Here is a 26,067-nt window from a genome sequence, read left to right on the forward strand (position 1 = left end):
GAGGTGGCGGCGAGCTGAGTCCGGTGTTTCGCGGGCCGGTCATCCGGTGGCGAGCGCGGCTCTGACCTCCTCCAGGCGGGCGGCGTAGCGGGGCCAGCCGAAGCCCGAGGCGGTGTAGGCGGCGGCCGTCGCCTCCGCCAGCTCCCCGGCCCGCCGCCGGTCCCGGCCCGCGAACGCCAGCGCCGCCGACACGGCCCGGGCCGCGAGCCAGGGCGTGCTGTGCTCGGCCGACTCGGCGTAGACCTCGTCCAGCAGCGCCGCCGCCTCGCCGAGCTCCTCGCGCCGGATGAGCACGTCGGCCAGGTCGATGTGCGCCATGCTCGCCCCGGAGCCGTCGGTGACCGCGTAGCCGACGGCCGTGCGCATATGGGTTTCCGCCCGGGCCAGCTCCCCCTCGGCCATGGCGACGGCGCCCCTGATCAGCTCGTTGAGCGGGAGGATCTGGCGGTCGTCCAGCCGCGCGGCGTAGTGGTCGGACTCGGTGGCGCACGCCAGCGCCTCCTTGAGGTGGCCCATGCCCAGCAGCGCCTGCGCCTGGTTGCTGAGACCGCGCGCCAGCCCGTGCTCGTCGCCGGTCTCCAGGTCGAAGGCGTTGGCGGTGACGTAGCGCTGGAGCGCCTGCTCGGCATCGCCCGAGTAGAGGTGGAGCGTGCCGAGCGCGTCGGCGAAGGCGGACACCCGCTGCGTGTGGGAGACGCTTTCGGCCAGTTCCAGGCCCTGGAGCAGCGGCGGGAGCGCCTCGCGCAGGCGGCCGCGTTCGATCTCCACGATGCCGCGGTAGTAGAGGACGTTCATGGTCACCATGTCGTCCGACGCGATCCCGGCCAGCTCGGCGGCCCTGGTCAGCAGCTCGGCCGCGGCGTCGAACTTGCCGACCATGGTGGAGACGAAGGCCTGGTCGCTCAGCGCGGTCGCCTGCTCGGTCGGCGTGCTGCCCGGCGCGTCGGCCAGGGCCGAGAAATGCCGCTCGGCCTCGCCATACCAGCCGCGGATCAGCCACGGCGTGTGCAGTTCGAGCGCGAGCCGCAGGCCGTCGGCCGCCCGGTCGGTGCCGGGGGCGCGCTCCAGCGCGTCGAGCAGGTTGGGCCACTCCGCGAACACGGCCGACACCTCCTCCGCCGCGAGGAAGTCGGTCGGCGCGCCGAGCCGGCGGACGAACGCCACGCACCAGCCCAGGTGGGCGGCCAGCGCGCCCTCCGTCTCCCCTGCGGCGAGCAGCTTCACCCGCGCGTAGTCGCGTACGGTCTCCAGCAGCCCGAACCGCCGCCCGCCCCCGGACGTCTCCACGGTCACCAGGCTCCGGTCCGCCAGCTCGGCCAGCGCGGGCGCGACGTCCCCGACGGTCACACCCTCCCCAACGGCGTCACCCATGCCGGGGGCTCTCGTGCCGGGACCCCCCGTGCCGAGGTCACCCGTGCCGGGGCCGCCCGTGGCGAGGCCGCTCGCACCGGGACTGCCTGGGCCGGCGTTGCCCGGCACGGCCGGCACGACGTGTTCGGCGGCCTCTAGGTCGAAGCCGCCGCTGAACACCGACACCCGCCGCAGCACCAGCCGCTCCCGCTCGGCCAGCAGGTCGTGGCTCCAGTCGAGGGCGGCGCGCAGGCTCGTGTGCCGGCCGCCCGCGTTGCGTCCGCCGCCCACCAGCAGGCGCAACCGGTCCTCGACCCGTGCGGCCAGCTGCGCCACGGTGAGCGTGCGGGTCAGACCGGCGGCCAGCTCGATCCCCAGCGGCAGCCGGTCCACGGCGGCGCAGATCGCCGCGACGGCGGCGGGTTCGGCGCCGGCCTGGTCGGGAGCGCACCGCTGGGTGAACAGCGTCGCCGCCGCGTGGGCGGGCAGCGGTCCGACCCGGTTGAGCTCCTCCCCCGCCGCCAGCAGCGGGAGCTGCGAGGTGACCAGCACGGCCAGCCCGTCGGTACGGCCCAGCAGCCCCATGACCAGCTCGGCCACCTGGTCCACGAGGTGCTCGGCGTTGTCGAGCACCAGCAGCCCGCCGTCCAGGCGCGCGGCCAGCTCCGGCAGGGGATCGTCGGACTCCGACTCCAGCCCCACAGCCGCCGTCACCGCCGCGCGCACCGCCCCTTCCCGGTGTAACGGCGCCAGCTCCACCAGGGTGACCGCCCTGGGCACCGGGGCCTGGGCCACGGCCTTGGCCGCCTCGATGGCGAGCCGCGACTTGCCGCTGCCCGGCCCGCCCGTGAGCGTGACGAGCCCCGGCCGCGCGAGCCGTCTCACCAGCGCCGCCAGCTCGCCGTCCCGGCCGACGAAGCTCGTCGCGGGGCCCGGTAGGCGTACCCGGGGTCGAGCCTGATCCGGGGCGGGCGACTCGACAGGGGGCGGCCCCGATGACCCGGCCGAATGCAGGGACGGCTCCGCGACGGAGAGCGGGGGCGGATGCGCCCATGGCGCGGTCACGCCTTGCGCCGGGGCGGCGTTCGTGAGCTGCAAGGACGGATCCTGGCGGAGGATCCGCAGCTCCAGCGCCGCCGTCTCCGGGACCGGGTCAACGCCGAGCGCGTCGGCCAGCCTGCGGCGGAGCCTGGCCAGCCGGTCGAGCGCGTCGGCCTGCCTGCCGGTGCGATAGAGGGCCAGCGCGAGCAGGCAGGACACCCGTTCGTGCAGCGGATGCTCGTCCGCCAGCCGCTCCAGCTCCGCGCTCACCTCGGCCGCCGCGCCGAGGGCGAGGTCGGCGGTGAGCCGCTGCACCATCAGGTCCAGCCGCCACGCCTCCAGCCGCTCCCCCTCCAGCTCGGCATAGGGGATCGCCCGCAGGTCCGCCAGCGCGCTGCCGCGCCAGAGCCCGAGCGCCTGCGCCGCCGAGCCCCCGGCGCCGGCGTGGTCGCCAGACCTGGCCGCCGCGTGCGCACGTTCGGCGGCGGCCCGGGCCTTGACCAGGTCGGCGGCGTGGGCGTCGAGTGCGTAGCCGCCAGGCATTCTGACCAGGGGCGAGGCCTGCCGCGACCGGCCCGCGCCCTGCCCGGGGCCGGCGGGGAGAGCGGGGAGGGCGGCGCGCAGGCGGGAGACGAGGACCCGCAGGCGTTCGGTGGGACGGGCCAGCTCCGCCTCCCCCCACAGGTCGGCGGCCAGCCGCGCGTCGGGAACCGGAGACCCGCCCGCGAGCGCGAGCCGGGTCAGCAGCGCGCGCTCAAGGAGGCGATCCACCACGATCGTCGCGTCTCCGGCACGGACGGTGACCGGTCCGAGCACGAGGACGTCCAGGCCGGGGAGGGAGGGCATGGGGGAATTATCTCAGCGAATTCCGTGAGACGTCCGTGAAACGGGGGTGCAAGGTCATCCGCTCAGGCTGGCCTCATGACACACGACATCACGGACCTGCGAGCCACCGTGCAAGGAGAGGTCCTCACCCCGCGGGACGCCGGCTACGAGGACGCCCGGGCCCTGCACAACAGCATGATCAGCCGCAGGCCGGCCGCGATCGTGCGGGTCAGCGGCACCGCCGACGTCGTCAGCGCGCTGTCCTACGCACGCGAGCACGCTCTGGAGGTGAGCGTGCGCGGCGGCGGGCACGGGGTGGCCGGGCACGCGCTCGGCGGCGACCTCGTGATCGACCTGTCGGCGCTGCGCGGCGTCACCGTGGACGCGGCCGCCCGGACGGCCGTCGTTCAGGCGGGCGCGATCTGGGGTGAGGTCGACCAGGCCACGCAGGCGCACGGCCTGGCCGTGCCCGGCGGCCGGATCAGCCACACCGGCGTCGCCGGGCTCACCCTCGGGGGCGGCGAGGGCTGGCTGTCCGCGAAGTACGGGCTGAGCTGCGACAACCTGATCGCCGTCGAGCTCGTCACGGCCGACGGCCGGGTGGTCGTCGCCGACGACGAGAGCGAGCCCGAGCTGATGTGGGCGCTGCGCGGCGGGGGCGGCAACTTCGGCGTGGTCACGTCGTTCACCTTCCGCCTGCACCCGCTGGGCCCGCTGGTGCTCGGCGGCATGCTCGGTTACCGGGTGTCCGACGCGCCCGCCGTACTGGAGGCCCTGGACCGGCTGCACGCGGCCGGGCACGACGACTTCGCGCCCGCGGCGGTCTTCCTGACGGCGCCACCGGCGCCGTTCGTGCCCGGGCACGTGGTGGGACGGCCGATCCTCGCGATCGCGCCCGTCTGGCTCGGCGACCCGGAGGCGGGGGCCGAGGTGATCCGGCCGCTGTTGGAGGCGGTGACGCCGCTGTTCGACGCGGTCCAGCCGATGCCGTACCTGGCGCTGCAGTCGATGCTGGACGACGGCTCGCAGCCGGGGCGGCGCAACAGGTGGTCGGCGGAGTTCGTGCCCGGCCTGGAGCCGAGTCTGATCTCCGACCTGCAGGACGCCGCGATCGCCGCGCCGAGCCCGCTGTCTCAGCTGATCGTCTCGCCGCTGCCGGAGGCGGTCAGGACGGCGCCGGACTCCGCGTTTCCCAGCCGCCACGGCGGGCGCTGGCTGGTGCACCCCGTCGGCGTCTGGGTGGATCCCGGCGACGACCCCGCCAACCTCGCCTGGGTGGAGGAGGTGACCTCGGCGATCAGGAAGCACGGGGTCACCGGCTCCTACCTGAACCTGGAGCAGGCCGACGACGACCGGGTGCGCTGGGCGATGGGTGTGCGCAGGTATCGCCGGCTGCAGCAGGTGAAGGCGGCCTGGGACCCCGGCGACGTGTTCCGCCACTGCGCCCACGTCAGTCCCTGAGGAAGTCCCTGAGGAGCCCGGCACCCGCCCGGACGGCGGGCGGGTGCCGGTCACGCTAGGACGGCTGCCTGGCGGCGCGCCACTCCGGCGCGAGCACCGACCAGACCTCCATGTCGTGCCGCTTGCCCCGGTACGGGTAGCTCTCCCGCAGCACGCCGTCCTTGGTCATCCCCAGCCGCCGAGCCACGGCGATGCTGGCCGCGTTCTCCGACGCGACCACCCACTCGATGCGGTGGATGCCCCGTTCCTCGACGGCCCAATCGATGATCACCCGTGCGGCCCTGGACACCAGGCCCTTGCCCGCCGCCGACGGCTCCAGCCAGCAGCCCACCTCCGCGACGCCCGTCAGGACGTCCATCGTGCGGAAGAGCACCCCGCCGACCAGCGTGCCGTCCAACCAGATGCCGTAGATCCGGCCGGTGTCGGTGGCGGCCTTCTCCGCGTATCTCAGGAGCAGGGACCGGCTCGACTCCAGGTCCGTGGCCCTGTCCGCAAACGAGATGAACTGCCCGACGAACTCCCGCCCCCGGTCCATGTGGGCCAGGAACTCCTCGGCCGACCACGGTTCCAGCGGCCGCAGCTCCGCGCCGTCCTCGCCCAGGGATATTGAGAACATCGTTCCCCCCAACGATCGAAAACCAGGCCATATCGCCAGCAGATCCTCTCACGCGGCGCGGCGGGGCAGGTTGGCGATCTTCCCGAACAGCCCAAAACTGTGCATCGTCCCGCACGCCGACCGGCCGGGCCCGGCGGGCGCCCGACGACACTGCTGCCATGGACACGCATGACACCGAGGGCGGCCAGGAGCGGACCGAGTTCGCGGGGGCCGTGTACGGCTCGCTGCTGGCGGCCTCGGTGGTGGCCGGCAGCGCGGTGGACGGGACGCCGGTGTCCGCGGGCGACCTCGTGGTCGTGTTGATCTGCACGGGCGTGGTGTTCTGGCTCGCCCACGTCTACGCCTGGGTGGTGTCCAGCAGGACCCAGCCCCTGACCTGGCAGCGTCTCCGCACGGCCGGCCGGCACGACTGGCCGGTGGCGCAGGCCTCGTTCCCCCCTGCCATCGGCGCCGCCTTCGCCTCGTCGCTGGGCCTGTCCGACAAGGCGTCGACCTGGGTGGCGCTGGTCGTCGCCGTGGCGAGCCAGACGGCCTGGGCCGTCGCGGCGGCCGTCACGGCCCGGGCCTCCGCGCGGGTCGTGGCCCTCTCCGGGGCCGCCAACCTCGCGATGGGGCTGGCCATCATCGCGCTCAAGACCCTGGTCGGCTCCCACTGAGGTCTTGACACGGCGCCGCCGATTTGAAAACTTCCTTAACAGATCGGGGTTGACAACGTTGTCATCACTCCTCCAGGGAGACCGCTGTGAGCACCCTCTGGCCTTCCCCGTCCCGTCGTAAACGATCTCTTATGATGGCGGTCTTATGCGCCGTGACCACCCTCGCCCTCGCCGCACCCGCCGCCGCGCTGACCGGCCCGGCCGGACCTGAGCCCGTGCCCAATCCCGGCCCTTCGGGCACTCCGACCCCCAACCCCTCCTACAGCCCGCCCCCTAGCCCGCAGGCCGCCGAGCCGGCTCCGCCCGCGGCGGAGACGCAGCGGGCGGCGCGGGACGGGCAGGCCCTGGCCCGGGCCGAGGGCGCGGCCTTCGCCTCCTCCTTCGAGCCCGGCGACCCGCAGCCGACGTGGGCCGACACGACAGAGACCGACGCCCGCGGCGTCAAGAAGGCCGCGAACGTCATCGGCACCCTGCCCGGACGCATCGAGGGCAGCATCTCGGACCGGATCGCCCGGTTCAGCGCCAGCGGCGAGAACGCCTCCGGCGGCGAGGGGAAGGAGAACCTGGCCGACGATGACGCGAACACCAAGTGGCTGGTGTTCGCCGGCACCGGCTGGGCGCAGTACGGCCTGGCCGCCCCGGTCGCGGTCGTGCACTACGCGCTGACCTCCGCCAACGACGCGCCCGAACGCGACCCGCGCGACTGGCAGCTGCAGGGCTCCCAGGACGGGCAGAGCTGGACCACCCTGGACACCCGGACCGGCGAGACGTTCACGGCGCGCTTCCAGCGCAAGGAGTACCGCTTCGCCAACCCGACCGCCTACGCCCACTACCGGCTGAACGTCACCCGGATCGGCGGCGGCTCGACCCTGCAGCTGGCCGAGTGGGAGCTGTCGGACGGCCGGACCGGCCCCACGCCGCCCAGCGACATGCGCAGCCGGATCGGCGCGGGGCCGAACGGCGGGTTCGTGTCCAAGCCGCGCGCCGGTTTCTCCGGCCTGCGGGCGTTCCAGTACGCGGGCAGCACCACCGCCGAGACCGGCGGCCACTCCACCAACAAGGTGTTCGAGGTGGACATCCCGGTCACGGCCACGACGGAGCTGTCCTACGTGGTCTTCCCCGAGTTCACCGCGGCCGACCTGCGCTACCCCAGCACGTACGTCTCGGTGGACCTGGCCTTCCGCGACGGCACGTACCTCAGCGACCTCAAGGCCGTCGACCAGCACGGCGTCCGGCTGGCGCCGCGCGCGCAGGGCGAGTCCAAGACCCTGTACGCCGACCAGTGGAACTACAAGCGCGCCCAGATCGGCGAGGTCGCCAAGGGCAAGCGGATCAGCCGCATCCTGGTGGCCTACGACAGCCCGGCAGGGCCCGCCGGGTTCCGCGGGTGGGTGGACGACATCAGGATCGTCTCGGAGCGGAGGCGGCAGCCGTACGAGGGCCGCCCGGCACACGACGACCGCAGCCCTGCCCAGTACGTGATGACCACCCGGGGAACGCACTCCACCGGCGGTTTCTCGCGGGGGAACAACTTCCCGGCCACCGCGGTGCCGCACGGGTTCAACTTCTGGACGCCGATGACCAACGCCGGCTCGACGAGCTGGCTGTACGAGTACCACCGGGCCGGCAACGCCGCCAACCTGCCCGAGATCCAGGCGTTCGCCGCCAGTCACGAGCCCAGCCCGTGGATGGGTGACCGGCAGACGTTCCAGTTCATGCCCTCGGCGGCCGAGGGGGTGCCCGACCCGTCCCGTACCGCCCGCGCGCTGGCCTTCCGCCACGAGCGGGAGGTCGCGCAGCCGCACCTGTACGCGGTCACCTTCGACAACGGGCTCAAGACCGAGATCGCCCCGTCCGACCACGCCGCGCTGGCCCGCTTCACCTTCCCCGGCTCGGAAGCCAAGCTGATCTTCGACAACGTGAACAACAGCGGCGGCCTGACCCTGGACCCGGCCGGCGGTGTGGTGACCGGCTACTCCGACGTGCGCAGCGACCTGTCCACCGGGGCCACGCGGATGTTCTACTACGCCGTCTTCGACCGCCCGGTCACCGGCGGCGGCAAGCTGACCGGCCAGGGCCGGGACAACGTGCTCGGCTACCTGTCCTTCGACGCGGGCACGACGAGGACGGTCACCATGCGCATCGCGTCCTCGCTGATCAGCATCGACCAGGCCAGGCACAACCTGGAGCTGGAGATCGCCGCCTCGGACACGCTGGAGACGGTCAGCGAGCGCGCCCGCCGGGCGTGGGACGCCAAGCTGGGCGTCATCGAGGTCGAAGGGGCGAGCCGGGACCAGCTGGTCACGCTGTACTCCAACCTGTACCGGCTGTTCCTCTATCCCAACTCCGGCTTCGAGAACACCGGCACCGCCGCCGCGCCCGTCCACAAGCACGCCGTGCAGTCGGCGACCAGCACCCCGCCCAGCACGCCCACCCAGACCGGGGCGCCGGTGGCGGACGGGAAGGTGTACGTCAACAACGGCTTCTGGGACACCTACCGCACCACCTGGCCCGCGTACGCGCTGCTAACGCCGAAGGCGGCCGGGGAGATGATCGACGGGTTCGTGCGGCAGTACCTGGACGGCGGCTGGATCTCCCGGTGGTCCTCTCCCGGGTACGCCGATCTGATGGTCGGCACCAGCTCCGACGTCGCCTTCGCCGACGCGTACCTGAAGGGGGTGACCGGCTTCGACGCCGTGACCGCTTATGAGGCCGCGGTCAAGAACGCCACCGTCGCCCCGCGCACCCGGCAGGTGGGCCGCAAGGGCCTGACCACCTCCGTCTTCCGCGGGTACACGAGCGTCCAGTCGACCGGCGAGGCGATGTCGTGGGCGATGGACGGGTACATCAACGACTTCGGGATCGCGAACATGGCCAAGGCGCTGGCCGAGCGGTCCACGGGAGCGCAGCGTGCCCGCTACCTGGAGGAGTACGAATATTTCCGGAACAGGGCGCGTAACTACGTCCACCTGTTCGACCCGGCGGTGCGCTTCTTCCAGGGCCGGAACGCCGACGGCTCCTTCCGGCTCAAGCCGAGCGCCTACGACCCGCGTACGTGGGGCTTCGACTACACCGAGACCGACGGCTGGAACATGGCCTTCCACGTCCCGCAGGACGGCCGCGGCCTGGCCAACCTGTACGGCGGCGCCGACAAGCTGGCCGCCAAGCTGGACGCGTTCTTCGCCACCCAGGAGACGGCGGCGTTCCCCGGCTCGTACCGGGGGATCATCCACGAGATGCGCGAGGCCCGGGACATCCGGATGGGCCAGTACGGGCACAGCAACCAGCCCTCGCACCACATCGCCTACATGTACGACTACGCGGGACAGCCGTGGAAGACCCAGGCCAAGGTGCGCGAGGCGCTCTCGCGGCTCTACCTGGGCAGCGAGATCGGTCAGGGCTACCCCGGCGACGAGGACAACGGGGAGATGTCGGCCTGGCAGGTCTTCGGGGCGCTGGGCTTCTACCCGCTGCAGATGGGCAGCCCCTACTACGCGATCGGCTCGCCGCTGTTCAAGAAGGCGACGGTGCACCTGGAGGGCGGCAGGAAGCTGGTGATCAGGGCGCCGGGCAACAGCCCGCGCAACGTCTACGTGCAGGGGCTGACGGTCAACGGCAGGGCGTACGACAAGACGTACCTTCCGCACGATCTGATCGCCAAGGGCGGCGAGCTGGTGTTCGAGATGGGGCCGAAGCCGTCGCGCTGGGGCACGGGCAGGAACGCCGCCCCGCCCTCGATCACCGACGACGACCGGATCCCCGCCCCGCTGCACGACCTCACGGGGCCGGGACGCGGCACGGCGTCGGCGGCCGGCGGCGCCGACGTGAGCGCGCTGTTCGACGACGACTCGGCCACCCGGGCGGCGCTGCCCGAATGGGTGCGATACACCTTCGACGGCGACCGGGAGGCGCGTTACTACACGCTCACCTCCGGCGCCGGGCAGCCTTCCGAGGATCCGTCCGGATGGGTCCTGGAGGGCTCCGCCGACGGCACGTCGTGGAAGGTGCTCGACGAGCGGGCCGGCGAGAGCTTCCCGTGGCGGCTGCAGACCCGTCCGTTCAAGATCGCGCATCCTGGCGCGTACGCCCACTACCGGATCAGGTTCACCGGCGGCACGTCGCTCGCGGAGATCGAGCTGCTCGCTCCCGCGCCGCCCGCCACGTCACCGCTGGTCATCGAGGCCGCCGGGGTCTTCGCCGCTCCTGGGGAGACCGTGACAGTCCCGGTGACCGTGTCCGACCACGCCGACCGGCCCGCCACCGGACGGCTGACCGCGACCGGCCCCGAGGGCTGGACCGTCCAGCCCTCGGGAGGGGTCGCCTTCGGTCCCGTCGCGCCGGGCGCGTCCCAGACCGTGCCGTTCCAGGTGACGGTGCCGGCGACGGCGGGTCCCGGCAGCCACCCGGTCCGGCTCGCCGCGACCTCCGACCAGGGGCCGGCCTCCGAACAGGTGGCGGTCACGGTGGTCGGCGACACCGTGGAGTTCACGCCCGGCACGGCCGCCGAGGAGCCGTGGCTGCTGGAGGCCGACGGGTCCCAGCTCGACGGCGAGGTGTTCGACGGGCGCGCCCGTTTCACCGACGGCGACGGCCACGCCACTTATCGCTTCGAGCTGCCGGCCCAGGTGAGCGGGGGTTCGGTGACGCTGGACATCGGCAACCAGTTCCTGGTGCAGGTCTCGGCCGACAACCGGAGCTGGCGGACCGTGCTGCGGGAGAGCGCCGACGTGCGCGACCTGTCCAACCGCTCGGCGCGCACGCTCGACCTCGACGAGCTTCGGGGCGAGGCCCGTACGTTCTACCTGCGCATCGGGGACAGCCGGCCGGAGAACGGCTGGGGGTCCTGGCTGGCCAGGGTGCGGCTGGACCTGCGGCGCTAGGAATTGCGGAAGATCACGTCTCCCTGAGGAGGTTTCCAGGCGAAGCCCGCGGCCAGCGCCGAGCCCGTACGCGGCACGGCGACGAGGTCCGTCCATGCAAATCCGGTCGCCGGCGGGGTGACGCTCTGCCGGGTCAGCACGCCGCCGGCGTACCGGAGCGCGTCGATGGACAGGGTGGTGTAGGCGTAGGGGTCCTGGCCGTCCGGGGTCGCGGTGATCGACTGCCGGGTCGTCGCCGCGTAGACGCCGCCCGAGCCGTCGCCGGACAGGGTGGTGACGTGGTCGCCGGGCAGCCGGAGCTGCTCCCACGTCCCGCCGCGCCGGTGCAGCAGGACGGCCCCCGGCTGCGTCCAGTCGCCCTGCTGGAACCCGGCGGCGATCCAGACGTCCCCGTTCGCGGCGGCGAGCACCGCGTCGTAGCGGACCCGTACCGGTCCGTACGCGGGCACGGCCGCCACGGGCACCGCGACGGCGGGCGGCGCCACCGGGTGCCACGCCTTGCCGTCCCAGCGCATGACGGCGGAGGGACCCCAGCCCCAGATCTCTCCGGGCGTGCGGACGCTGATCTCCCTCAGGGACGCCGGCGCGGGCAGGCTCGTCCAGCGCCCGCCGTGATAGCGCTTGAAGAACACTCCCCGTGTACGGCCGTCGCGGCCCACGACCCAGGCGTGCTCGCCGTCCGGGACGTCCAGATCGGTGATCGTGGTCCGGCCCGACCCCATGAGCCGCCAGCGCCTGCCGTCCCAGCGCGACAGCACCGAGCGGGCGCCGGCGCTCCCCGCGATCCACACGTCGGCCGGGGAGGACGCCTCGATCAGGGAGATCTCACGCAGGGACCCGCCCGGGCCGGCGAACTCCGTCCACTCCCTGCCGTTCCAGTGCCTGATCAACGGCGCGGTGACGGGCGAGCCGGTCCGCGGATCGCGCTTCTTGGTCTCGCGCCGGCCCGCGGCCCAGGCGTCCGCCGGCACGGTGGCGGCGAGATCCGCGATGTACGTACGAGCTCCGCCACGGAAGCTGACCTGCCAGCCGACGGCAGCCTCGACCGGCGTGACCATGGTGAGCGCCGCCAGCACGACGGCCACCGGGATGCGGTACACAGAGGCATGATGGCGCCTGCCCGGGATCCGGCTGGCTGCGCCGAGCTGAACGATTGACGAACTTCACCCCATCCGGGCGGTCAGCGCGCGCAGGCCCGCCAGCACCTCCGCCCCCGTCGGGGCCTGGTCCGGGTCGTTGAGCCACTGCATCATCACGCCCAGCAGCAGCGCGAGGTGCACCGAGCCGGCGGTGCGCACCTCGCGCTCGGCGAGGTCCGCCTCGTCGCCGTCCGCCAGGTGCGCGGCCATGCCGCGGCGGCCCTCGCGCTGACCGGCCACGAGCTCGTCGCGCAGCTCCGGCGAGTGCTCGGCCTGCACCATGGCCTCCAGATTGGCCAGCCACAGCGTGCGGTGCTCGCCGATCGACGCGATGAGCCGCTCCCAGAGCGCCTCGAAGCGCTCGCCGGGCGCGGCCGCCTCGTCCACGGCGGCCATCGCGGCGCCGATCTGCTCGCCCCACTCCCGCATCGCCTCCACCAGCGCCGCGTTGAGCAGCGCCTCGCGCGAGCCGAAGTGGTAGCCGATCGCGGCCATGCTGACGCCGGCCGCCGCCGAGATGTCGCGGACGGTCGTGCGCGCCCACCCCTTCTCCTCCAGGCAGCGCCGCGCCCCGGCCAGCAGGTCCTCACGGTTTCCCATGGCGGACAGCCTAGCACGATCGCATGAGACGACCGTCTTGCGCATTTGCCCAAACTCTGCGTACGGTTGCCCCACACCAACCGAGAAGGGAAGTCCCCATGCGGATCCTGATCTCCGGCGGCAGCGTCGCCGGCCCCGCCCTGGCCTACTGGCTGCACCGGCACGGCCACGCGCCCACGATCGTGGAGCGGGCCCCGGTCGTCCGCGGCGGCGGCGCCGCCATCGACTTCCGCGGCAGCGCGCTGGAGGTGCTGGAGCGGATGGGCCTGCTGGAGGAGATGCGCCGGCACGAGACGGGGATGACCGGGATGACGCTGGTCGACGACGCCGGCGCGCCCCTGGCCGAGCTGCCCGCCAGCGCCATCTCCGGCGACCTGGAGGTGCTCAAGTCCGACGTGACGGCCATCCTGTACGAGGCCACCCGCGACACCACCGACTACCTCTTCGACGACACGATCACGGGGCTCGACCAGGACGGCTCCGGCGTCCACGTGACCTTCGAGCGCGCCGGATCCCGTACGTTCGACCTGGTGATCGGCGCGGACGGGATGCACTCGACCGTGCGCCGGCTCGCCTTCGGCCCCGAGTCCCGCTACGTCCGCCACCTGGGCATCTACGGCGCGCTGTTCACCACACCCAACCTGTTCGGCCTCGACCGCACGGGCCTGATGCACAACACCACCGGCCGCAACGCGCTGGCCTTCGCCGCCCGCGGCAACAGCGAGCTCCGCGTCGGCCTGTCGTTCGGGGCTGACCACCTGGACTACGACCGGCGCGACCGCCGGCAGCAGGAGAAGCTGGTGGCCGAGCACTTCGCCGGCGCGGGCTGGGAGGTGCCCCGGCTGCTGGAGGCCATGAGCGAGGCCGAGGAGTTCTTCTTCGACTCCTCCGGTCAGGTCGTGATGGACGCGTGGTCGGCCGGCCGGGTGGCGCTGGTGGGCGACGCCGCGTACTGCGCCGCGCCCACCTCCGGCCGCGGCACCTCGCAGGCGTTGATCGGCGCGTACGTGCTGGCCGGCGAGCTGGCGGAGGCCCCGGACCACGCCACCGCCTTCGCCGCGTACGAGGGCAGGCTGCGCGACCACGTCGAGCGCAACCAGCTGCACGGCCGGGCCGCGGCCCGCTGGTTCCTCCAGCCGCCCACCGAGCCCCCGGTGGAGGTGGCCGAGGACGTCGTGCCGCTCAAGGACTACCCCGTGGGATGAAGGTCCCGATCAGTCCATGTCGATGTCGTCGAGATGCCCGAGCAGGCGCGACAGGACCCGGAGGCAGGCGGTGACCTCGGCGTCGGTGAGGTCGCCGCCGATCCGGCGCAGCTCGGCGCGCTCGCGATGGCCCAACGCCTCGCCCGTACCGTGGCCGACGGGCGGACGATCTCGATCGACGGTGCCGCCCACTACCCCAACATGGAGCGCCCGGACCTCTTCAACGACATACTCGACGGCTTCGCGTCCGCTGCGGCATCGTGAGATGCCGGTCAGAGCCAGCCGGCCTCGGAGGCGATGCGGATGGCGTCGATCCGGTTGCGGGCGCCCAGCTTGGCGACCGCAGAGGTCAGGTAGTTGCGGACCGTGCCGTAGGTGAGGAAGAGCCGCTCGGCGATCTCCAAGGGCTGGGCGCCGGTCGCCGACATCCGCAGCACCTCCGTCTCGCGCTGGGTGAGCGGGCTCTCCGGCGCCCGCAACGCGGTCATGGCCAGGGCCGGGTCCACCGCCTCGCCTCCGGCGGCGACCGTCCGGATGGCGGCGACGAGGTCACCGGGCCTGATGTCCTTGGGGACGAACCCGGCGACCCTCGCATCGAGCGCACGGCGTAGCTCGCCCGGCCTGCTCAGCGCGGTCAGGATGAGCACCCGGCAGTCCGGCAGCCGGTCGTTCAGCTCGGCGGCGGCCGTGATGCCGTCCATCCCCGGCAGGTCGATGTCGATCACCGCGACGTCCGGCCGGTGACGCTCCGCCGCCGCCACGATCTCCGCCCCGCTGGACACCTGGGCCACCACGTCGATGCCGTCGTGGAGGTGGAGCAGCTCCACGAGCGCCTCGCGCAGGAGGAGCATGTCCTCCGCGAGGAGAACGCGGACCACGCTCATGTGCGCAATTCGGCTCGCTGCGTCGTCACGATCACTCAGCTTAGAGGTCCCGTTTCACAGCGTCTCCTCCTCGGCCTCGCCCGCGGCGGCGACCAGGTGGACGAGCCGCTCCACCTCGGCAGCGGTCGTGTGCGGGTTGAGCAGGGTGAGCTTGAGCCGCACGCGGCCCGGCCCCGCTCCCGGCAGCTCGGTACGGCCGACGACGGCGCGTCCCTCGTGGAGCAGGCGGCGGCGCAGCCCGGCGTTCACCCGGTCCGTCAGGGCGGAGTCCGCCGGGAGATACCGGAAGAGGAACGCCGTCAGCACCGGGTCGGCGTGCAGTTCCAGCCGGGGATGGACGCGGACGGCCGCCGCTCCGGCCCGCGCCAGATCGTGGCAGGCGTCCACGAGGCGGCCCAGGCCGTCCCTGCCGAAGGTCGCCAGCGTGACGGCGATCTTGAAGCCGTCGGGGCGGCGGGTGGTGCGCAGCGAATGCCCGAGCAGGCTGGTGTAGCCGGCCTCCTCGTCGTCGGCCGGGTTGAGGTAGGCCGCGCGCCGCTCCAGCGACTCGTACGTCTCGGCCCGCCGTACCAGGAAGACGCCCGCGGCGACGGGCTGCCAGCCCAGCTTGTGCCAGTCCAGGGACACCGAGTCGGCCCGCTCGATGCCCGCCAGCAGCGGAGCCAGCCGGTCGGACAGCAGGGCGCCACCACCGTAGGCGGCGTCCACGTGCAGCCAGGCCCCGTGCTCGGCGGCCAGCTCCGCGCAGGTTCCCAGCGGGTCGATCGCGCCCGTGTCGGTGGTGCCGGCCGTGGCGACGACGGCCATCGGCAGCTCGCCCCGCCGCACGCACTCCCGCAGCGCGGCGGCCAGCTCCTCCGGCCGCATCCGCAGCTCGCCGTCCACCGGGATGGTCACGACCGCGTCCTCGCCCAGGCCCAGCAGGGCCGCGGCGCGCCGTGTCGAAAAGTGGGCGGCGACGGAGGCGAAGATCCGCGCCCGCGGCGCGTTCGCCGGCAGGCCGCTCCGCTCGATCCGGTGGCCGGTCGCATGACCCAGCACCCGGTCCCTGGCCAGCATCAGGCCCATGAAGTTGGACTCGGTGCCGCCGGAGGTGAGCACACCCGCGGCCGAGTCCGGGTAGCCCACCAAACCGGCCAGCTCACCCAGCAGGAGGGTCTCCAGGGCGGTGGTCGCGGGGGCCTGGTCCCAGGAGTCCTGCGACGGGTTGAGCGCGGAGATCGCCAGGTCGGCGGCCACGGCGACGGCGAGCGGCGGGCAGTGCAGGTGCGCGGCGCAGGCGGGGTCGGCCGGGTCGGCGCTGCCGGCGGCCACCAGCTCGGTGAACCGGCGCAGGGCGTCACCGCCCGGCCCGGCGAAGCCCTGGGCGACTCCCGCGAAGAGCTCGGCGGGCGTACCGGCGGGGATCGGCCCGCCGCGCCGTGCCGCGCCTTCCGAGAGGGCGGTCAGCACCGTACGCAGCAGAGGTTCCAGGGCGGCGGCGCCGGAGACGCCGCCGGACAGGTCGGGCACGACGGTCGGATGCGAAGACATGCGGGCTCCGGACGGGATGGACAAATGGACCGCGGTCGTACGGTTTCTCCTCCTCGAACGCTACTGGGACGGGCGGCTCGCCTCCTGGGCGGCCTGGGTGGTGTCGGCCGGATCGGTGCGGAACTCGGCGAGCACCTCGAACCTGCCACCGGGGTGGTGCCCCGCCGCCAGCCGCCCGCCGGTCCGCGACGCGATGCTGTCGAGCCCGGTCCCCCGCTCTCCCGGCCGTTCGGTGGCGCCGTCGTTGACCAGCCGCAGCCGTACGGACCCCGCCGCCTCCGACACGGTGATCTCGCAGGTGCGGGCCCGGCTGTGGCGCAGGACGTTGGTGACGCCCTCACGGAGCACGGCGGCCAGCGCGGTGTCGACCTCCACCGCCAGCGGGCCCGTCCCGACGCTCGTCACCACCTCGATGCCCGCGCTCGCCAGCACCTCGCGGGCCGCGTCGACCTCGGTACGGAGCCGCAGCTCGACCCGGTTCCCCGCGATGGAGCCGAGCTCCGCCACCGCTCGTTCGACCAGCGACCCGAGTGCGGCGATCTCGGCTCTGGCCCGGGAGGGGTCGGTGTCCAGCAGGCGTTCGGCCACCTCGCCCTTCAGCGCGACCGCCGACAGGCTGAAGCCCAGCACGTCGTGCAGGTCGCCGGCGACGCGCACCCGTTCGCGGCGGACCGCCGCCTCGGCGAGCTCGTGCCGCATCCGCTCGAGCACGGCGAGGAGCCCGCTCAGGCGTCCGAGGCAGTACACGAGCCACATGATCATGATGTGGCCGCCGAACTGGGAGAGCGCCGCGGCGACGTCGTCGACGAACAGGGCGCCGCTGTCCACGGAGTGGAGGAGCCAGGTGAGGTGCCCGGCCAGGACGAGCCCGGTCATCGCCCAGGAGAGCGGCGGCCGTACGTTGAGCAGCAGCTTGCCGGTGAAGACGCTCAGCAAGCGGTCCCAGGCCTCGGGGAAGACGGCGAGCGGCAGCAGGATCAGCAGGCTCTGCGCGATCAGCGCCGCCCGCGACGGCGGGAGCACCTGGAGGATGACGACGGCGGCCAGCAGGGCCGCCGCAAGGGCGAAGGCCGGCCAGTCGTAAGGGTGCGTGGGTGCCATCACCCTCAGGACGAGCACGCACTGGATGAGCAGGACCGCGAGCAGCACGTGCCGGGCCAGGCGCGGCGACTCGATCGGTGGCGGGGCCTCCTGAGGTGCGGCGGCACGGTAGGCGCCGGCCGTGGCCCGCACCTCCGCCAGCGTGCGCCGCGCGAGCTCGACCCCTTCCCGGAGGTCGCGCCGGGCGAGTTCGGCACCTTCCCTGAGGTCGCTCCGAGCCTCCCCGGGCACCTCCTGGGCCGCCTTCCGCATCCGGAACGCGATCGCCCGCAGCTTTCCGCCGAGGACGCCGCGTAACTCTCCGTCCAGCCGCAGGCGCTCCCTGGCCAGGGCCACCCGGGCCAGCTCCTCCCGGGCGCCGTGCACCTGCTCGACGGCCCGGACGAGCGCGGACAGGCCGAACACGATGAGACCGTCGTCCGCCGTGATGATCATGTACCCGAGGAGGGCCTGGATTTCCTCCCCGGGATAGGAGTCGTACCCGAGCACGAGGACGGACGCGCCGGCCGCGGCCACGACGAGGACGAACAGCGGCCAGGCGACCCGCCGGGGAAGAGCGCACAGGACGGCGGCGGCCACGGTCCACGGCACCCAGTCCCAGGACTCGCCGACGACCGGGAACGGCAGGAAGTAGAGCAGCACCACGGCGGCGAGGAGCGCGTACCGGACGGCCGGGCTCCAGCGCCGCACCGCCAGCGCGACCAGCGGCGGGTACGACGCCATCGGGAGCAGCACCCCGAGCGGGCCGGCGCCGCTGTCCAGCCCGGCGAGCGCGCGGATGGAGAACAGGATGCCGAACGAGGCCCACAGCATGGCTCGGGCCAGCCGGAGCGGAAGATCGTCCGCGGTCCGCGCCACCCGGCCCTCCTCGTGAACCGTGCAAAATGCATACCCGGCCGAGTACAGCGACACTATCAGCGGCTATGCCCCCGATGTCACGATCCCTCTGCGCCGAGATCACTCCGGCGGCCGGGCTCGTCCGAGCCCTCCGAGCACTGTGGAGACATCATGCTGAACCGACTGGCACCGGCCGTGGTCTCGGCCGTGGCCGTACTGGGCCTGGCCGGCGCGCCGAGCGCGTCCGCCGCGACACCGATCACCGCGCGGGCCGCCGCCCAGCTCCAGAGCGCGCCCGCCGCGGCACCGATCACTACGCGGGCCGCCGTCCAGGTGCGGAGCGCGCCCGCCGACGTCCTCACGCCCGGCCCCTTCCACCGGCAGCTCGACCCGCTGGTCGGCACGTGGAAGGCCGTCAAGACCAACTACCTCCTCGGCGGCGGCAAGCCGATCGTCTCCCGCGACATCACGGTCACGACGCGGTGGATCGCCAAGACCGGCGGCCGCTTCCTGGAGGAGCGGACCGAGGGGACCCTGGGCGGCAACCCCTACTACCGTCTGGGCGTCCTCGGCTTCTCCACCATCGACCGGCGCTACGAGTGGACGACCTTCGACAGCGTCACCCCCACCGCGATGACCTACCGCGGGCCCGCGCTCACCGAGCGCACCAACAAGCTGTCGCTGCCCGGCACGTTCACCGACCCCGGCGTGCTCGGCCCCGAGTACGTCGGGAAGACCATCCCGATGCGGACCGTGATCACCATCAGGTCGAACGACAAGCACACCTTCGACCTGTACTTCACGCCTCCCGGCCAGTCCGAACGGCTGGTGGACCACGTCGTCTACATCCGCAAGGCCGGCTAGGAGGATCCCCGCGCGACGGGCCGGATCACCAGAAGGTACGACTCGCCGGGGCGGTTGGACAGCCGCTCCCCCCGCCGGGCGCGGCCGTGGACCTGTAGCCCGTAGCGACCCGCGCCCTGGAACGTCAGGTTGGGCGGGCGCTCGCCATCGGTCCGAGCGGTTCTGGAAGGACCAGCGGGCGCAGCGGGTCCCGTACGGGCGGGGCCTGTTCTACTTCCTCGGCCTTGACGCCAAGCTCCGCGCGGCCGGCCGCCGGCCCCTCGACGAGCTCGTGCTCACCGTGCTCGACAGGAAGCGGGCCGGGGAGGAGGTCGGCGTGCCCGAGTGGATCGACCTGGTGGTCGCCGAGCTGGGCGAGCGGGCCAGGCGCGACTTCGCGGCGCTGGAGGCGGGCGAGTGGATGGTCCCCGCCTCCGACGCCCTCGGGCCCCGCTTCCGGCGCGAGGACCTCCGCGACCGCGTCGCGGAGGTCGGATTCGACCTCGCCGGCATGGAGACCGGCGTCGTCGCGGGGCTGGTGGCCGGATCGGCCGCCGTCCGGGCGGGCATGCGTGAAGGTGACCGCATCCTGGCCGGACCCAGCGGCTCCGACCTGGCCAAGGGCTCACCCGCCGAGGTCACGTTCACGCTTGCTCGCGGCGGTTGGAGGTGTCGTACGAGCCGCGCGGCGCCGAGGTCGCCTCCTACCGCTGGGTGCCGGCGTAGCCGTCGTGGAGGTACCGGCCACGGAGCTCTGAGATCAGCTCCTCGTCCACGCCGAGCCGGTCGGTGACATAACGCCGAACGGAGCCGTGAGCCGCCGTCAGGTCGGCCAGGAAGAGCCGCATGATCTCGGCGGGAGCTCTGCCGTACCCGGGCCACTTCAGCTCGCGGCCCGGGTGGGCCGCCCGCCAGTCGGCGATCAGCCGGTCGGTGGCCAGCTCGGTCAGCGCGAAATCCCGCACGATGTCGTCTTCCGGCACCTCCAGCAGGGCCAGCACCAGCGCGGCCACCAGCCCGGTCCTGTCCTTGCCGGAGGCGCAGTGGAACACCAGCGGCTCGTCCGCCGAGGCGATGACCTCCAGGGCCTGCCGCAGCTCCGCGACCCCGTCGAGGGCGACCTCGGCGTAGCGGTCGGCCAGGAAGCGCCACGGGTCGGCGTCCGGGTCGATCTCCGCCTGGTCGTAGGGCCGGTGCTCGATGCTGAGGTTGTGATAGGCGACCCCGTCATGGTGCGGCACCCGCCCCTTGGCCTCGATCTCCCAGGGGTAGCGCAGGTCGATCACCGTACGGACGCCCAAGCCGAGGAAGCGGTCCCAGTCCTCGCCGCCCAGCTTGGCCAGCGAATCGGATCTGAACAGCCGCCCCCACCGCACCACGCTCCCGTCGGCGGCCCGGTAGCCGCCGAGATCCCGGAAGTTGTGCAGCCGCTCGAACGCGATATGTCTTCTCACGCGGTCACTCTACGACCGCCCCAGGCCCGCGAAGTGCTCGGCGATCTCGTCGCTGGTCGTCAGCCATACGCCGTCGTGGCCGGCGATGTACTCCAGCGCCTGGTCCAGGTACTTCGCCCGGAACGCCTGGCCGATGACGAACGGATGCAGCGCCAGCGCCATGACCCGCCCGCTCTCGGCGGACTCCGCGTAGAGCTGGTCGAACTGGTCCTTGACCAGCTGCACGAAGTCGCCGCCGCTCCTGCCGTGCATCGTGAAGATGCCCAGGTCGTTGAGTTCGAGCGAGTACGGCACGCTCAGCATCCCCGGGACGTTCAGCCGGTACGGCTGGTCGTCGTTGGTCCAGTCGAGCACGTAGCCCAGGCCGAGCTCGGCGAGCAGGGACGGCGTCCGGAACGTCTCGGTGAGCGCGGGGCCCAGCCAGCCGCGCGGCCGCCGCCCGGTGGCCTTCTCGATGGTCTCGACCACCTCGGTCAGGTAGGCGCGCTCGTCGCCGACGTCGACCTGGAGCGTGGAGTTGTTCTTGCCGTGGGCCAGCCACGCCCAGTCGCGGGCGTTGCCCGCCTCAATGATCTGGGGGTACCGCTCGCACACGTCGGCGTTGAGCAGCACGCTCGCCCGGATCCCGTGCCGGTCGAGGACCTCCATCACGCGCCAGATCGCCACCCGCGGCCCGTAGTCGCGCCAGCCGTAGTTCAGCGGATCCGGCACGAGTGCCGCGGTCGCCTCGTTGATGCTGGTGGAGGGGCGGTCGACGGTGAAGTGCTCCACGTTCAGGCCGACGTAGAAGGCGACGCGGGCACCGCCCGGCCAGCGGATCGGTTCGCGCCCGACGATCGGGCTGTAGTCGAACAGCGTGTTCTCCATCATGTTCCTCCCGCAAGGGCCCCTGAAAGGGCGGTCTGCCCATGAAGGTAGAAATTGCGGGAGTCCGTCAGGAGGGCCGAAGGCGTCATCGGATGGGCCGAAGGCGCCACTTCCGCTGGGAGTTCATGGTGAGCAGCACGACGGGGGACGACACCGCGAAGGGCACCGTCTCGCCCCACCTGACCCGCCTGCTGGTCAGGGCGGGCATCGCGGCGGGGCTGGACCGCTCGCGCCTCGCCGGCGTGCCCGGCCTCGCCGTCCTGGACGAGGACGGGATCCGCATCCCCACCGCCACCATCCTGCGGGTCTGGGAGCTGATCTCCGGCCCGGCGTGGCAGAGCAGCAACCGGGTCATGGAGCTGTGGCGGCCGGGCGGCCTGGGCGTGTGGGACTACCTGTTCGCCGTCTCCGGCACTCTCGGCGACGCCTTTCAGGTAGCCTCCCGCCGCCTCACGGCCATCGCCGACCCCGCCGACCGGCTCGCCGTCACCCGCGACGACGACGGCGGGGTGACGGTCAGCTGGCAGGGACCCTACCGCGACCACCCGGACTACCCGATGATCGCGGAGTTCGCGACGTACATGATGCTCGTCATGGCGAGCTCGGGGGCCGGACGGCGGATCACGCCGGTACGCGTCCACCTGCCGCACCGCTCGCCCGCCGCGCCCAGGCAGCTGATGGAGCTCTTCGGCACCAGGCGCGTCGAGTTCGAGACCGGCGAACCGTCGATCACGTTCGCCCGGGCCGACATGGAAGCCCCGCTGCCGCGTGCCGACCCCGCGCTCGCCGCGATCCTGGACGACCACGCACGGCTGTCCGTCGTGACCGCCCGGCCGGTGCTGGGCTGGCTCGACCGCTTCCACGCCGTGCTCGAGTCCGCGGTCGCCGGCGGCCCGCCGGGCCTCGACCAGGTGGCCGCGCGACTGGCCATGAGCCCCCGGACCCTCCAGCGCCGCCTGCGCGACGAGGGCACCAGCTGGCGGGAGGAGCTGGAGAGGTTGCGCCGGCGGCGGGTGGACCGCCTGCTGCGGGAGACCACGCTCAGCGTGGAGTCCATCGCCGCGCGGGTCGGCTTCACCGACTCGCGGGCGCTGCGGCGGGCCATCCACCGCTGGTACGGCCACGGCCCCGCCGTCATCCGGGCCGGCGGCCCCACGTAGCCCACTTCGCGCCCACTTCGCGCCCACTTCGCGCCCACTTCGCGCGGACGTCCGGAGATGACCGGCGTCCCTGATCAACGGCTCGGGCCAATGGACAACGTCACCGTCTGGCTGGTCATCGACGGGCCCCGTAGTCAGGGATCGCTGGCAGACGTCCAGCAGCGCGAGAGGAGAGCAAACGTGAGATCACCTTCGAGGCTGCGCCGTGCGGCGGTCGTCCTGGCCGTGAGCGGCGCGGTCGTCACGAGCGGGGTGACCGCCGGCGCGGCGAGCGCCGCCGTCGACCCGTTCGGAGGGTTCGACCCCGGCTCCGGATTCCTGCCGTCGGACGACTCGGGCGGCCTCAACATTCCCGGTCTCCCCGGCATCCCGAGTATTCCCGGCATCGGGGACATCGGATCCGGGCCCGCCCGTAGCTCCGGCGACGACAGCCCTTCCTTGTCCTTGGAGGAGCCCGAGAGCGGCGGGGACACGCCCACCGGCACGGGCGACCAGCCGGGTCCGGCCACTCCGAAGACGTTCCCGAAGACCAACGGGGGTTCCAAGCTTCCCTCCTGGCTCGAACGGGTTCTGGAGCGTGGCGCGAACGCCGCCATCGACCGGTACATCGTCGGCCGGCCGGGAAGCGGCCAGCCGCAGCGTCCCTCCCAGGGCACCCCGGCTCCGGCGCAGCGCGGCACGCCGGGCCAACCGGCCCAGCAAGCTCCCCAGGCCCGGCAAGACTCGTACGGCCAGGACGGTTCGTACGGGCGGCAGGGCTCCTACGGCCAGGACGGTTCGTACGGCCGCCAAGGCTCGTACGGGCGGCAGGTCATGCGGTTGCGGCCGAGCCTGCAGCGGCAGACCTGCCGCGTCCCCGCCTACGTCCGCCTGTACGGGACGACGGCCCGCACGGGCAGGTTCACCCCGAGGTTCTACATCGGCGGCGACAACCTCGGCAAAACACTCGTCCTCGGCGGCAACGCCTACCTGGCGCCCTTCGGCGACAAGCTCGCGAAGAGCAGCACGGCCGAGTACGCCTTCCTGTCCGAGTCGGGCGACGAGCTCCTCAACCGGCAGCCCACGGTCGCCAAGAACACCGTCCTGGAGGACCGCACCAGGTACGCCGCCTCCTTCCTGACCAGAGGCGTCCGTTACATCGTGATCGTCCGGTACGTGAACACCTGCGGCGAGCCGGTCGTCGACATCCTCGGCAAGGTCAGGGTGGGCTGACGATGAGACTCACACGCCCGCGCCGCCTGCTGCCCGTCCTCGCCGCGCTCGCGGTGATCACCGGAAGCGGAGCCGTGGCGACCGGCCCGGCCCGCGCCGACGTCATCGACCTGTGGTCGGACCCGGAGGAGCCCAGCTGGTACGAGGACCTCTATGACGATGACACGGAGGACGAGCCCGTGACCGAGGAGGAGGAAGAGAACCAGCGGCCCTCCCCCGGACCGACCCCCCTGAGGCCGCCCGACCCCGCGACGGCCGACAAGGAGTTCCACCTGGCCGTGGACACCGCGCTGGACCTGCTGGAGCACCGCCCCCGCTGCAACAGCTTCGTCACCGGTCTGGACAGCCCCCGCGGCGAGAGCGCCCTGTCGATCCTGCGGGCGATCTGGAAGGCGCCCAGGCTGTTCGACCTGTACACCAAGCACGGCACGCCCGCGCCGGACGGGCGCCTGCCGTACGCGGAGTCGACGACGGGCCGCGGCTCGGCCGGAACGATCTACCTCTACCAGGAGTGGCACCAGTCCAAGCCGCAGCCTGTGCAGTACAACAACGACGACGGCGGCAGGCCGCTCGACCCCGACGAGTGGCGCACGCTGATCCTGCTCCACGAGCTCGCCCACCTCACCGGCGCCATGGCGAGCCACCGGACCGAGGCGGGGAACACGAAGAACACCTACACGATGAACGAAGGCATCGTCCTGACCTGCCTGCGGGGCAAGGGCAGAGGGTAGGAAGCCGGAGGCCTGGCGGGAGCGGACGCGCCCCCCGCCAGGCGCTTCGCCGTACGTGCAGTCCGCCGGCCGTGTGCCCACGAATAGGGGGCGACACTTCACGGCAGGGGGCACGATGACACACGACGGCACCACGACACGTGGGCGGCGGGAGCGGCCGGTGCCGCCCGGCCCGCTCCAGGACTTCGCCCAAGGGTTGCGCAACCTCCGGGGGGCGGCGGGCAATCCGAGTTACCGGGCGATGGAGCGCAAAGCGGGTTACTCGGCCTCCGCGCTGTCCGCGGCGGCGGCGGGCGACCGGCTGCCGAGCCTGGCGGTCACGCAGGCGTACGTCGGCGCGTGCGGCGGCGATCAGGACGAATGGACCCGGACCTGGCACACGATCAGAGCGAGGCTGGACACCACGACGTCGCCGCCGCCGGCCCGTCCGCGCCGCCGCTCGGCGCTGCTCTGGCTGGCCTTAGTGGCGCTCGGGCTGATCGTGCTGGTCACGGCCGGCACGCTCCCCAAGAACCTCATGGCGGCGACCGGGCCCGACCTCGCCTTCACGGCGGTCGCCGCCCCCAGCTGCCCGCGCCACGACAACCGCGGCACACCGGGCACGGTCTGCGGGAACACCTTCCAATGGCGGTTCACCACCGGACTGCGCGGCCGGCACCAGTGCTTCGTGGACGTCTCCGTGGGCAACCCTCCCCTCCCCGGCCGGCAGGTCCGGTACACGGTCAAGGACGGCTTCGGCGACGGCGCTCGCACCGTCGCCGAATTCACCCTCGACCAGCACACCCACCAGGGCACCTGGGTCCCCGTCGTCACCTCGGACGGCCTGGTCATGGTCGAGATCGCGGACCCATCAGGCGCGCAGTCCACCGCGGCCGGCCCGGTCCGCCTCTCGTGCCGGTGAGCCTGACGGATAATTCGGTGGGTCGCGGTAATCCAGGGGCGTCCGGAGGGACTACTGGGTGTGGATGATCCCGAGGAACGATTCACAGACCTCTACGACCGGCACTACCGCAGCGTCCTGGGCTACGCCCTGCTGCGGGCCGAGCGCGACCTGGCCGAGGACGTCTCCAGCGAGACGTTCCTGGTGGCGTGGCGGCGGCTCGACGACCTGCCGGAGCCGCCGCTGCCGTGGCTGCTCGGGGTGGCGCGCAACCTGCTGGCCAAGCAGCGCGACTCGCGCCACCGGCGGCAGGCCCTGGTCGACCGGATCGTGGCCCTGACCACCCCGCGCGACCAGGTGGCCTGGGACGTGGCCGAGCACGTCATCGACAGGGAGACCGCGCTGGCCGCGCTGTCGGCCCTGCCGGAGCACGACGTGGAGGCCATGATCTTCGCCACCTGGTACGGCCTGCCGCCCGAGCAGGCGGCCTCCGTCGTGGGCTGCTCGGTCCGTACGTACAACGTCCGGCTCCACCGTGCGCGCAAGCGCCTCACCCTGGCCCTCCGCCTGGGCGGCGCGAGCCCGGCCCGCAGCCTCGACTCCTGACCACACCCTTGGAGGACCCCTCATGACCGACCGAATCTTCGCCGAGCTCAAGCCCGACGGGCTGGACGAGCTGGCCGAGGACGGCTACCGGCGGCGCCGCTCGGCCGACCTGGCCCGCGCCTTCGCCACGCCGCGCGTCAGGCGGCGCTCGCGGTGGCCGCTCCTGATGGTGGCGAGCGCGGCGGC

General features: G+C 73.0%; 21 protein-coding genes. 12 read left to right on the top strand and 9 right to left on the bottom strand.

The genetic code is table 11. From position 1 onward, the window contains the following. Nucleotides 1–39: 39 nt before the first annotated feature. Nucleotides 40–3,237 carry an AfsR/SARP family transcriptional regulator gene (locus ACWDX9_RS22195; protein ID WP_449956895.1) on the bottom strand — a complete coding sequence of 1,066 codons (3,198 nt, stop codon included), beginning with the start codon at nt 3,235–3,237 and terminating at the stop codon, nt 40–42. 75 nt (nt 3,238–3,312) lie between these two features. Here ACWDX9_RS22195 and ACWDX9_RS22200 point away from each other — a divergent pair, with 75 nt between their 5' ends. Continuing rightward, a complete protein-coding gene (locus ACWDX9_RS22200; RefSeq protein WP_449956897.1) occupies nt 3,313–4,677 on the top strand; it encodes an FAD-binding oxidoreductase in 1,365 nt (454 codons plus the stop codon). A 55-nt stretch (nt 4,678–4,732) separates the two neighbouring features. On the opposite strand, the gene ACWDX9_RS22205 is transcribed toward ACWDX9_RS22200, so the two are convergent. Further along, on the bottom strand, nt 4,733–5,293 hold the full coding sequence (locus ACWDX9_RS22205; protein WP_449956899.1) for a GNAT family N-acetyltransferase: 561 nt from the start codon (nt 5,291–5,293) through the stop codon (nt 4,733–4,735). Nucleotides 5,294–5,451: 158 nt separating this feature from the next. Between ACWDX9_RS22205 and ACWDX9_RS22210 the strand changes: the two genes are divergently transcribed. Continuing rightward, a complete protein-coding gene (locus ACWDX9_RS22210; RefSeq protein WP_449956901.1) occupies nt 5,452–5,949 on the top strand; it encodes a hypothetical protein in 498 nt (165 codons plus the stop codon). 152 nt (nt 5,950–6,101) lie between these two features. Then, on the top strand, nt 6,102–10,829 hold the full coding sequence (locus ACWDX9_RS22215) for a GH92 family glycosyl hydrolase (protein WP_449956903.1): 4,728 nt from the start codon (nt 6,102–6,104) through the stop codon (nt 10,827–10,829). On the opposite strand, the gene ACWDX9_RS22220 is transcribed toward ACWDX9_RS22215, so the two are convergent. Together ACWDX9_RS22220 and ACWDX9_RS22225 are read right to left on the bottom strand one after the other, a co-directional pair. Continuing rightward, on the bottom strand, nt 10,826–11,929 hold the full coding sequence (locus ACWDX9_RS22220; protein WP_449956905.1) for a hypothetical protein: 1,104 nt from the start codon (nt 11,927–11,929) through the stop codon (nt 10,826–10,828). The two genes, ACWDX9_RS22215 and ACWDX9_RS22220, sit on opposite strands and share 4 nt — an antisense overlap. 63 nt (nt 11,930–11,992) lie before the next feature. Further along, on the bottom strand, nt 11,993–12,568 hold the full coding sequence (locus ACWDX9_RS22225; protein WP_449956907.1) for a TetR/AcrR family transcriptional regulator: 576 nt from the start codon (nt 12,566–12,568) through the stop codon (nt 11,993–11,995). 98 nt (nt 12,569–12,666) lie between these two features. Here ACWDX9_RS22225 and ACWDX9_RS22230 point away from each other — a divergent pair, with 98 nt between their 5' ends. Together ACWDX9_RS22230 and ACWDX9_RS22235 are read left to right on the top strand one after the other, a co-directional pair. Next, the gene (locus tag ACWDX9_RS22230; protein WP_449956909.1) at nt 12,667–13,773 is read left to right on the top strand and encodes an FAD-dependent monooxygenase; all 1,107 of its coding nucleotides are present in this window, start codon (nt 12,667–12,669) and stop codon (nt 13,771–13,773) included. Between the two features lie 33 nt (nt 13,774–13,806). After that, nucleotides 13,807–14,037 (top strand): alpha/beta fold hydrolase, encoded by a 231-nt coding sequence (locus ACWDX9_RS22235; RefSeq protein WP_449956911.1) that lies wholly within the window; start codon nt 13,807–13,809, stop codon nt 14,035–14,037. 8 nt (nt 14,038–14,045) lie between these two features. Here ACWDX9_RS22235 and ACWDX9_RS22240 read toward each other — a convergent pair whose 3' ends face one another. The 3 genes from ACWDX9_RS22240 to ACWDX9_RS22250 are packed head-to-tail and all read right to left on the bottom strand — an operon-like array spanning nt 14,046 to nt 18,149. Further along, nucleotides 14,046–14,651 carry a response regulator transcription factor gene (locus ACWDX9_RS22240; protein WP_449956931.1) on the bottom strand — a complete coding sequence of 202 codons (606 nt, stop codon included), beginning with the start codon at nt 14,649–14,651 and terminating at the stop codon, nt 14,046–14,048. A 60-nt stretch (nt 14,652–14,711) separates the two neighbouring features. Continuing rightward, the gene (locus ACWDX9_RS22245) at nt 14,712–16,190 is read right to left on the bottom strand and encodes a pyridoxal phosphate-dependent decarboxylase family protein (RefSeq protein ID WP_449956913.1); all 1,479 of its coding nucleotides are present in this window, start codon (nt 16,188–16,190) and stop codon (nt 14,712–14,714) included. 60 nt (nt 16,191–16,250) lie between these two features. Continuing rightward, entirely contained in the window at nt 16,251–18,149 is a 1,899-nt protein-coding gene (locus ACWDX9_RS22250; RefSeq protein WP_449956915.1) for a sensor histidine kinase, read from the bottom strand. 150 nt (nt 18,150–18,299) lie between these two features. Here ACWDX9_RS22250 and ACWDX9_RS22255 point away from each other — a divergent pair, with 150 nt between their 5' ends. After that, nucleotides 18,300–18,992, top strand: a complete 693-nt coding sequence (locus ACWDX9_RS22255) for a DUF1579 family protein (RefSeq protein WP_449956917.1) — start codon at nt 18,300–18,302, stop codon at nt 18,990–18,992. 271 nt (nt 18,993–19,263) lie between these two features. Continuing rightward, nucleotides 19,264–19,764 carry a PDZ domain-containing protein gene (locus tag ACWDX9_RS22260; RefSeq protein ID WP_449956919.1) on the top strand — a complete coding sequence of 167 codons (501 nt, stop codon included), beginning with the start codon at nt 19,264–19,266 and terminating at the stop codon, nt 19,762–19,764. Here ACWDX9_RS22260 and ACWDX9_RS22265 read toward each other — a convergent pair. Both ACWDX9_RS22265 and ACWDX9_RS22270 read right to left on the bottom strand, forming a co-directional pair. Continuing rightward, entirely contained in the window at nt 19,676–20,425 is a 750-nt protein-coding gene (locus tag ACWDX9_RS22265; RefSeq protein WP_449956921.1) for a tyrosine-protein phosphatase, read from the bottom strand. The two genes, ACWDX9_RS22260 and ACWDX9_RS22265, sit on opposite strands and share 89 nt — an antisense overlap. Before the next feature lie 9 nt (nt 20,426–20,434). Beyond that, nucleotides 20,435–21,295 (bottom strand): polysaccharide deacetylase family protein, encoded by an 861-nt coding sequence (locus tag ACWDX9_RS22270; protein ID WP_449956923.1) that lies wholly within the window; start codon nt 21,293–21,295, stop codon nt 20,435–20,437. Between the two features lie 89 nt (nt 21,296–21,384). Here ACWDX9_RS22270 and ACWDX9_RS22275 point away from each other — a divergent pair, with 89 nt between their 5' ends. From ACWDX9_RS22275 to ACWDX9_RS22295, 5 genes are all read left to right on the top strand, one after another. Continuing rightward, nucleotides 21,385–22,452 carry an AraC family transcriptional regulator ligand-binding domain-containing protein gene (locus ACWDX9_RS22275; protein ID WP_449956924.1) on the top strand — a complete coding sequence of 356 codons (1,068 nt, stop codon included), beginning with the start codon at nt 21,385–21,387 and terminating at the stop codon, nt 22,450–22,452. Nucleotides 22,453–22,632: 180 nt separating this feature from the next. Then, on the top strand, nt 22,633–23,664 hold the full coding sequence (locus ACWDX9_RS22280) for a hypothetical protein (RefSeq protein ID WP_449956926.1): 1,032 nt from the start codon (nt 22,633–22,635) through the stop codon (nt 23,662–23,664). Between the two features lie 2 nt (nt 23,665–23,666). Then, the gene (locus tag ACWDX9_RS22285) at nt 23,667–24,395 is read left to right on the top strand and encodes a hypothetical protein (RefSeq protein ID WP_449956928.1); all 729 of its coding nucleotides are present in this window, start codon (nt 23,667–23,669) and stop codon (nt 24,393–24,395) included. Nucleotides 24,396–24,510: 115 nt separating this feature from the next. Then, nucleotides 24,511–25,296: a helix-turn-helix domain-containing protein gene (locus ACWDX9_RS22290; protein WP_449956929.1), complete on the top strand. Its 786-nt coding sequence runs from the start codon at nt 24,511–24,513 to the stop codon at nt 25,294–25,296. A gap of 60 nt (nt 25,297–25,356) precedes the next feature. After that, nucleotides 25,357–25,881 carry an RNA polymerase sigma factor gene (locus ACWDX9_RS22295; RefSeq protein WP_350731760.1) on the top strand — a complete coding sequence of 175 codons (525 nt, stop codon included), beginning with the start codon at nt 25,357–25,359 and terminating at the stop codon, nt 25,879–25,881. The last annotated feature ends 186 nt before the right edge of the window (nt 25,882–26,067 follow it).

The sequence above is a fragment of the Nonomuraea sp. NPDC003201 genome (genome assembly GCF_053590415.1).

Bases quoted from the DNA above. Each gene is read 5' to 3' on its own strand.
- ACWDX9_RS22255 (WP_449956917.1), top strand. From the start codon at position 18,300: ATGCTGAACCGACTGGCACCGGCCGTGGTCTCGGCCGTGGCCGTACTG.
- ACWDX9_RS22195 (WP_449956895.1), bottom strand. From the start codon at position 3,237: ATGCCCTCCCTCCCCGGCCTGGACGTCCTCGTGCTCGGACCGGTCACC.
- ACWDX9_RS22285 (WP_449956928.1), top strand. From the start codon at position 23,667: ATGAGACTCACACGCCCGCGCCGCCTGCTGCCCGTCCTCGCCGCGCTC.
- ACWDX9_RS22210 (WP_449956901.1), top strand. From the start codon at position 5,452: ATGGACACGCATGACACCGAGGGCGGCCAGGAGCGGACCGAGTTCGCG.
- ACWDX9_RS22245 (WP_449956913.1), bottom strand. From the start codon at position 16,190: ATGTCTTCGCATCCGACCGTCGTGCCCGACCTGTCCGGCGGCGTCTCC.
- ACWDX9_RS22200 (WP_449956897.1), top strand. From the start codon at position 3,313: ATGACACACGACATCACGGACCTGCGAGCCACCGTGCAAGGAGAGGTC.
- ACWDX9_RS22225 (WP_449956907.1), bottom strand. From the start codon at position 12,568: ATGGGAAACCGTGAGGACCTGCTGGCCGGGGCGCGGCGCTGCCTGGAG.
- ACWDX9_RS22270 (WP_449956923.1), bottom strand. From the start codon at position 21,295: ATGATGGAGAACACGCTGTTCGACTACAGCCCGATCGTCGGGCGCGAA.
- ACWDX9_RS22235 (WP_449956911.1), top strand. From the start codon at position 13,807: ATGCCCGAGCAGGCGCGACAGGACCCGGAGGCAGGCGGTGACCTCGGC.
- ACWDX9_RS22290 (WP_449956929.1), top strand. From the start codon at position 24,511: ATGACACACGACGGCACCACGACACGTGGGCGGCGGGAGCGGCCGGTG.
- ACWDX9_RS22205 (WP_449956899.1), bottom strand. From the start codon at position 5,293: ATGTTCTCAATATCCCTGGGCGAGGACGGCGCGGAGCTGCGGCCGCTG.
- ACWDX9_RS22230 (WP_449956909.1), top strand. From the start codon at position 12,667: ATGCGGATCCTGATCTCCGGCGGCAGCGTCGCCGGCCCCGCCCTGGCC.
- ACWDX9_RS22275 (WP_449956924.1), top strand. From the start codon at position 21,385: ATGGGCCGAAGGCGCCACTTCCGCTGGGAGTTCATGGTGAGCAGCACG.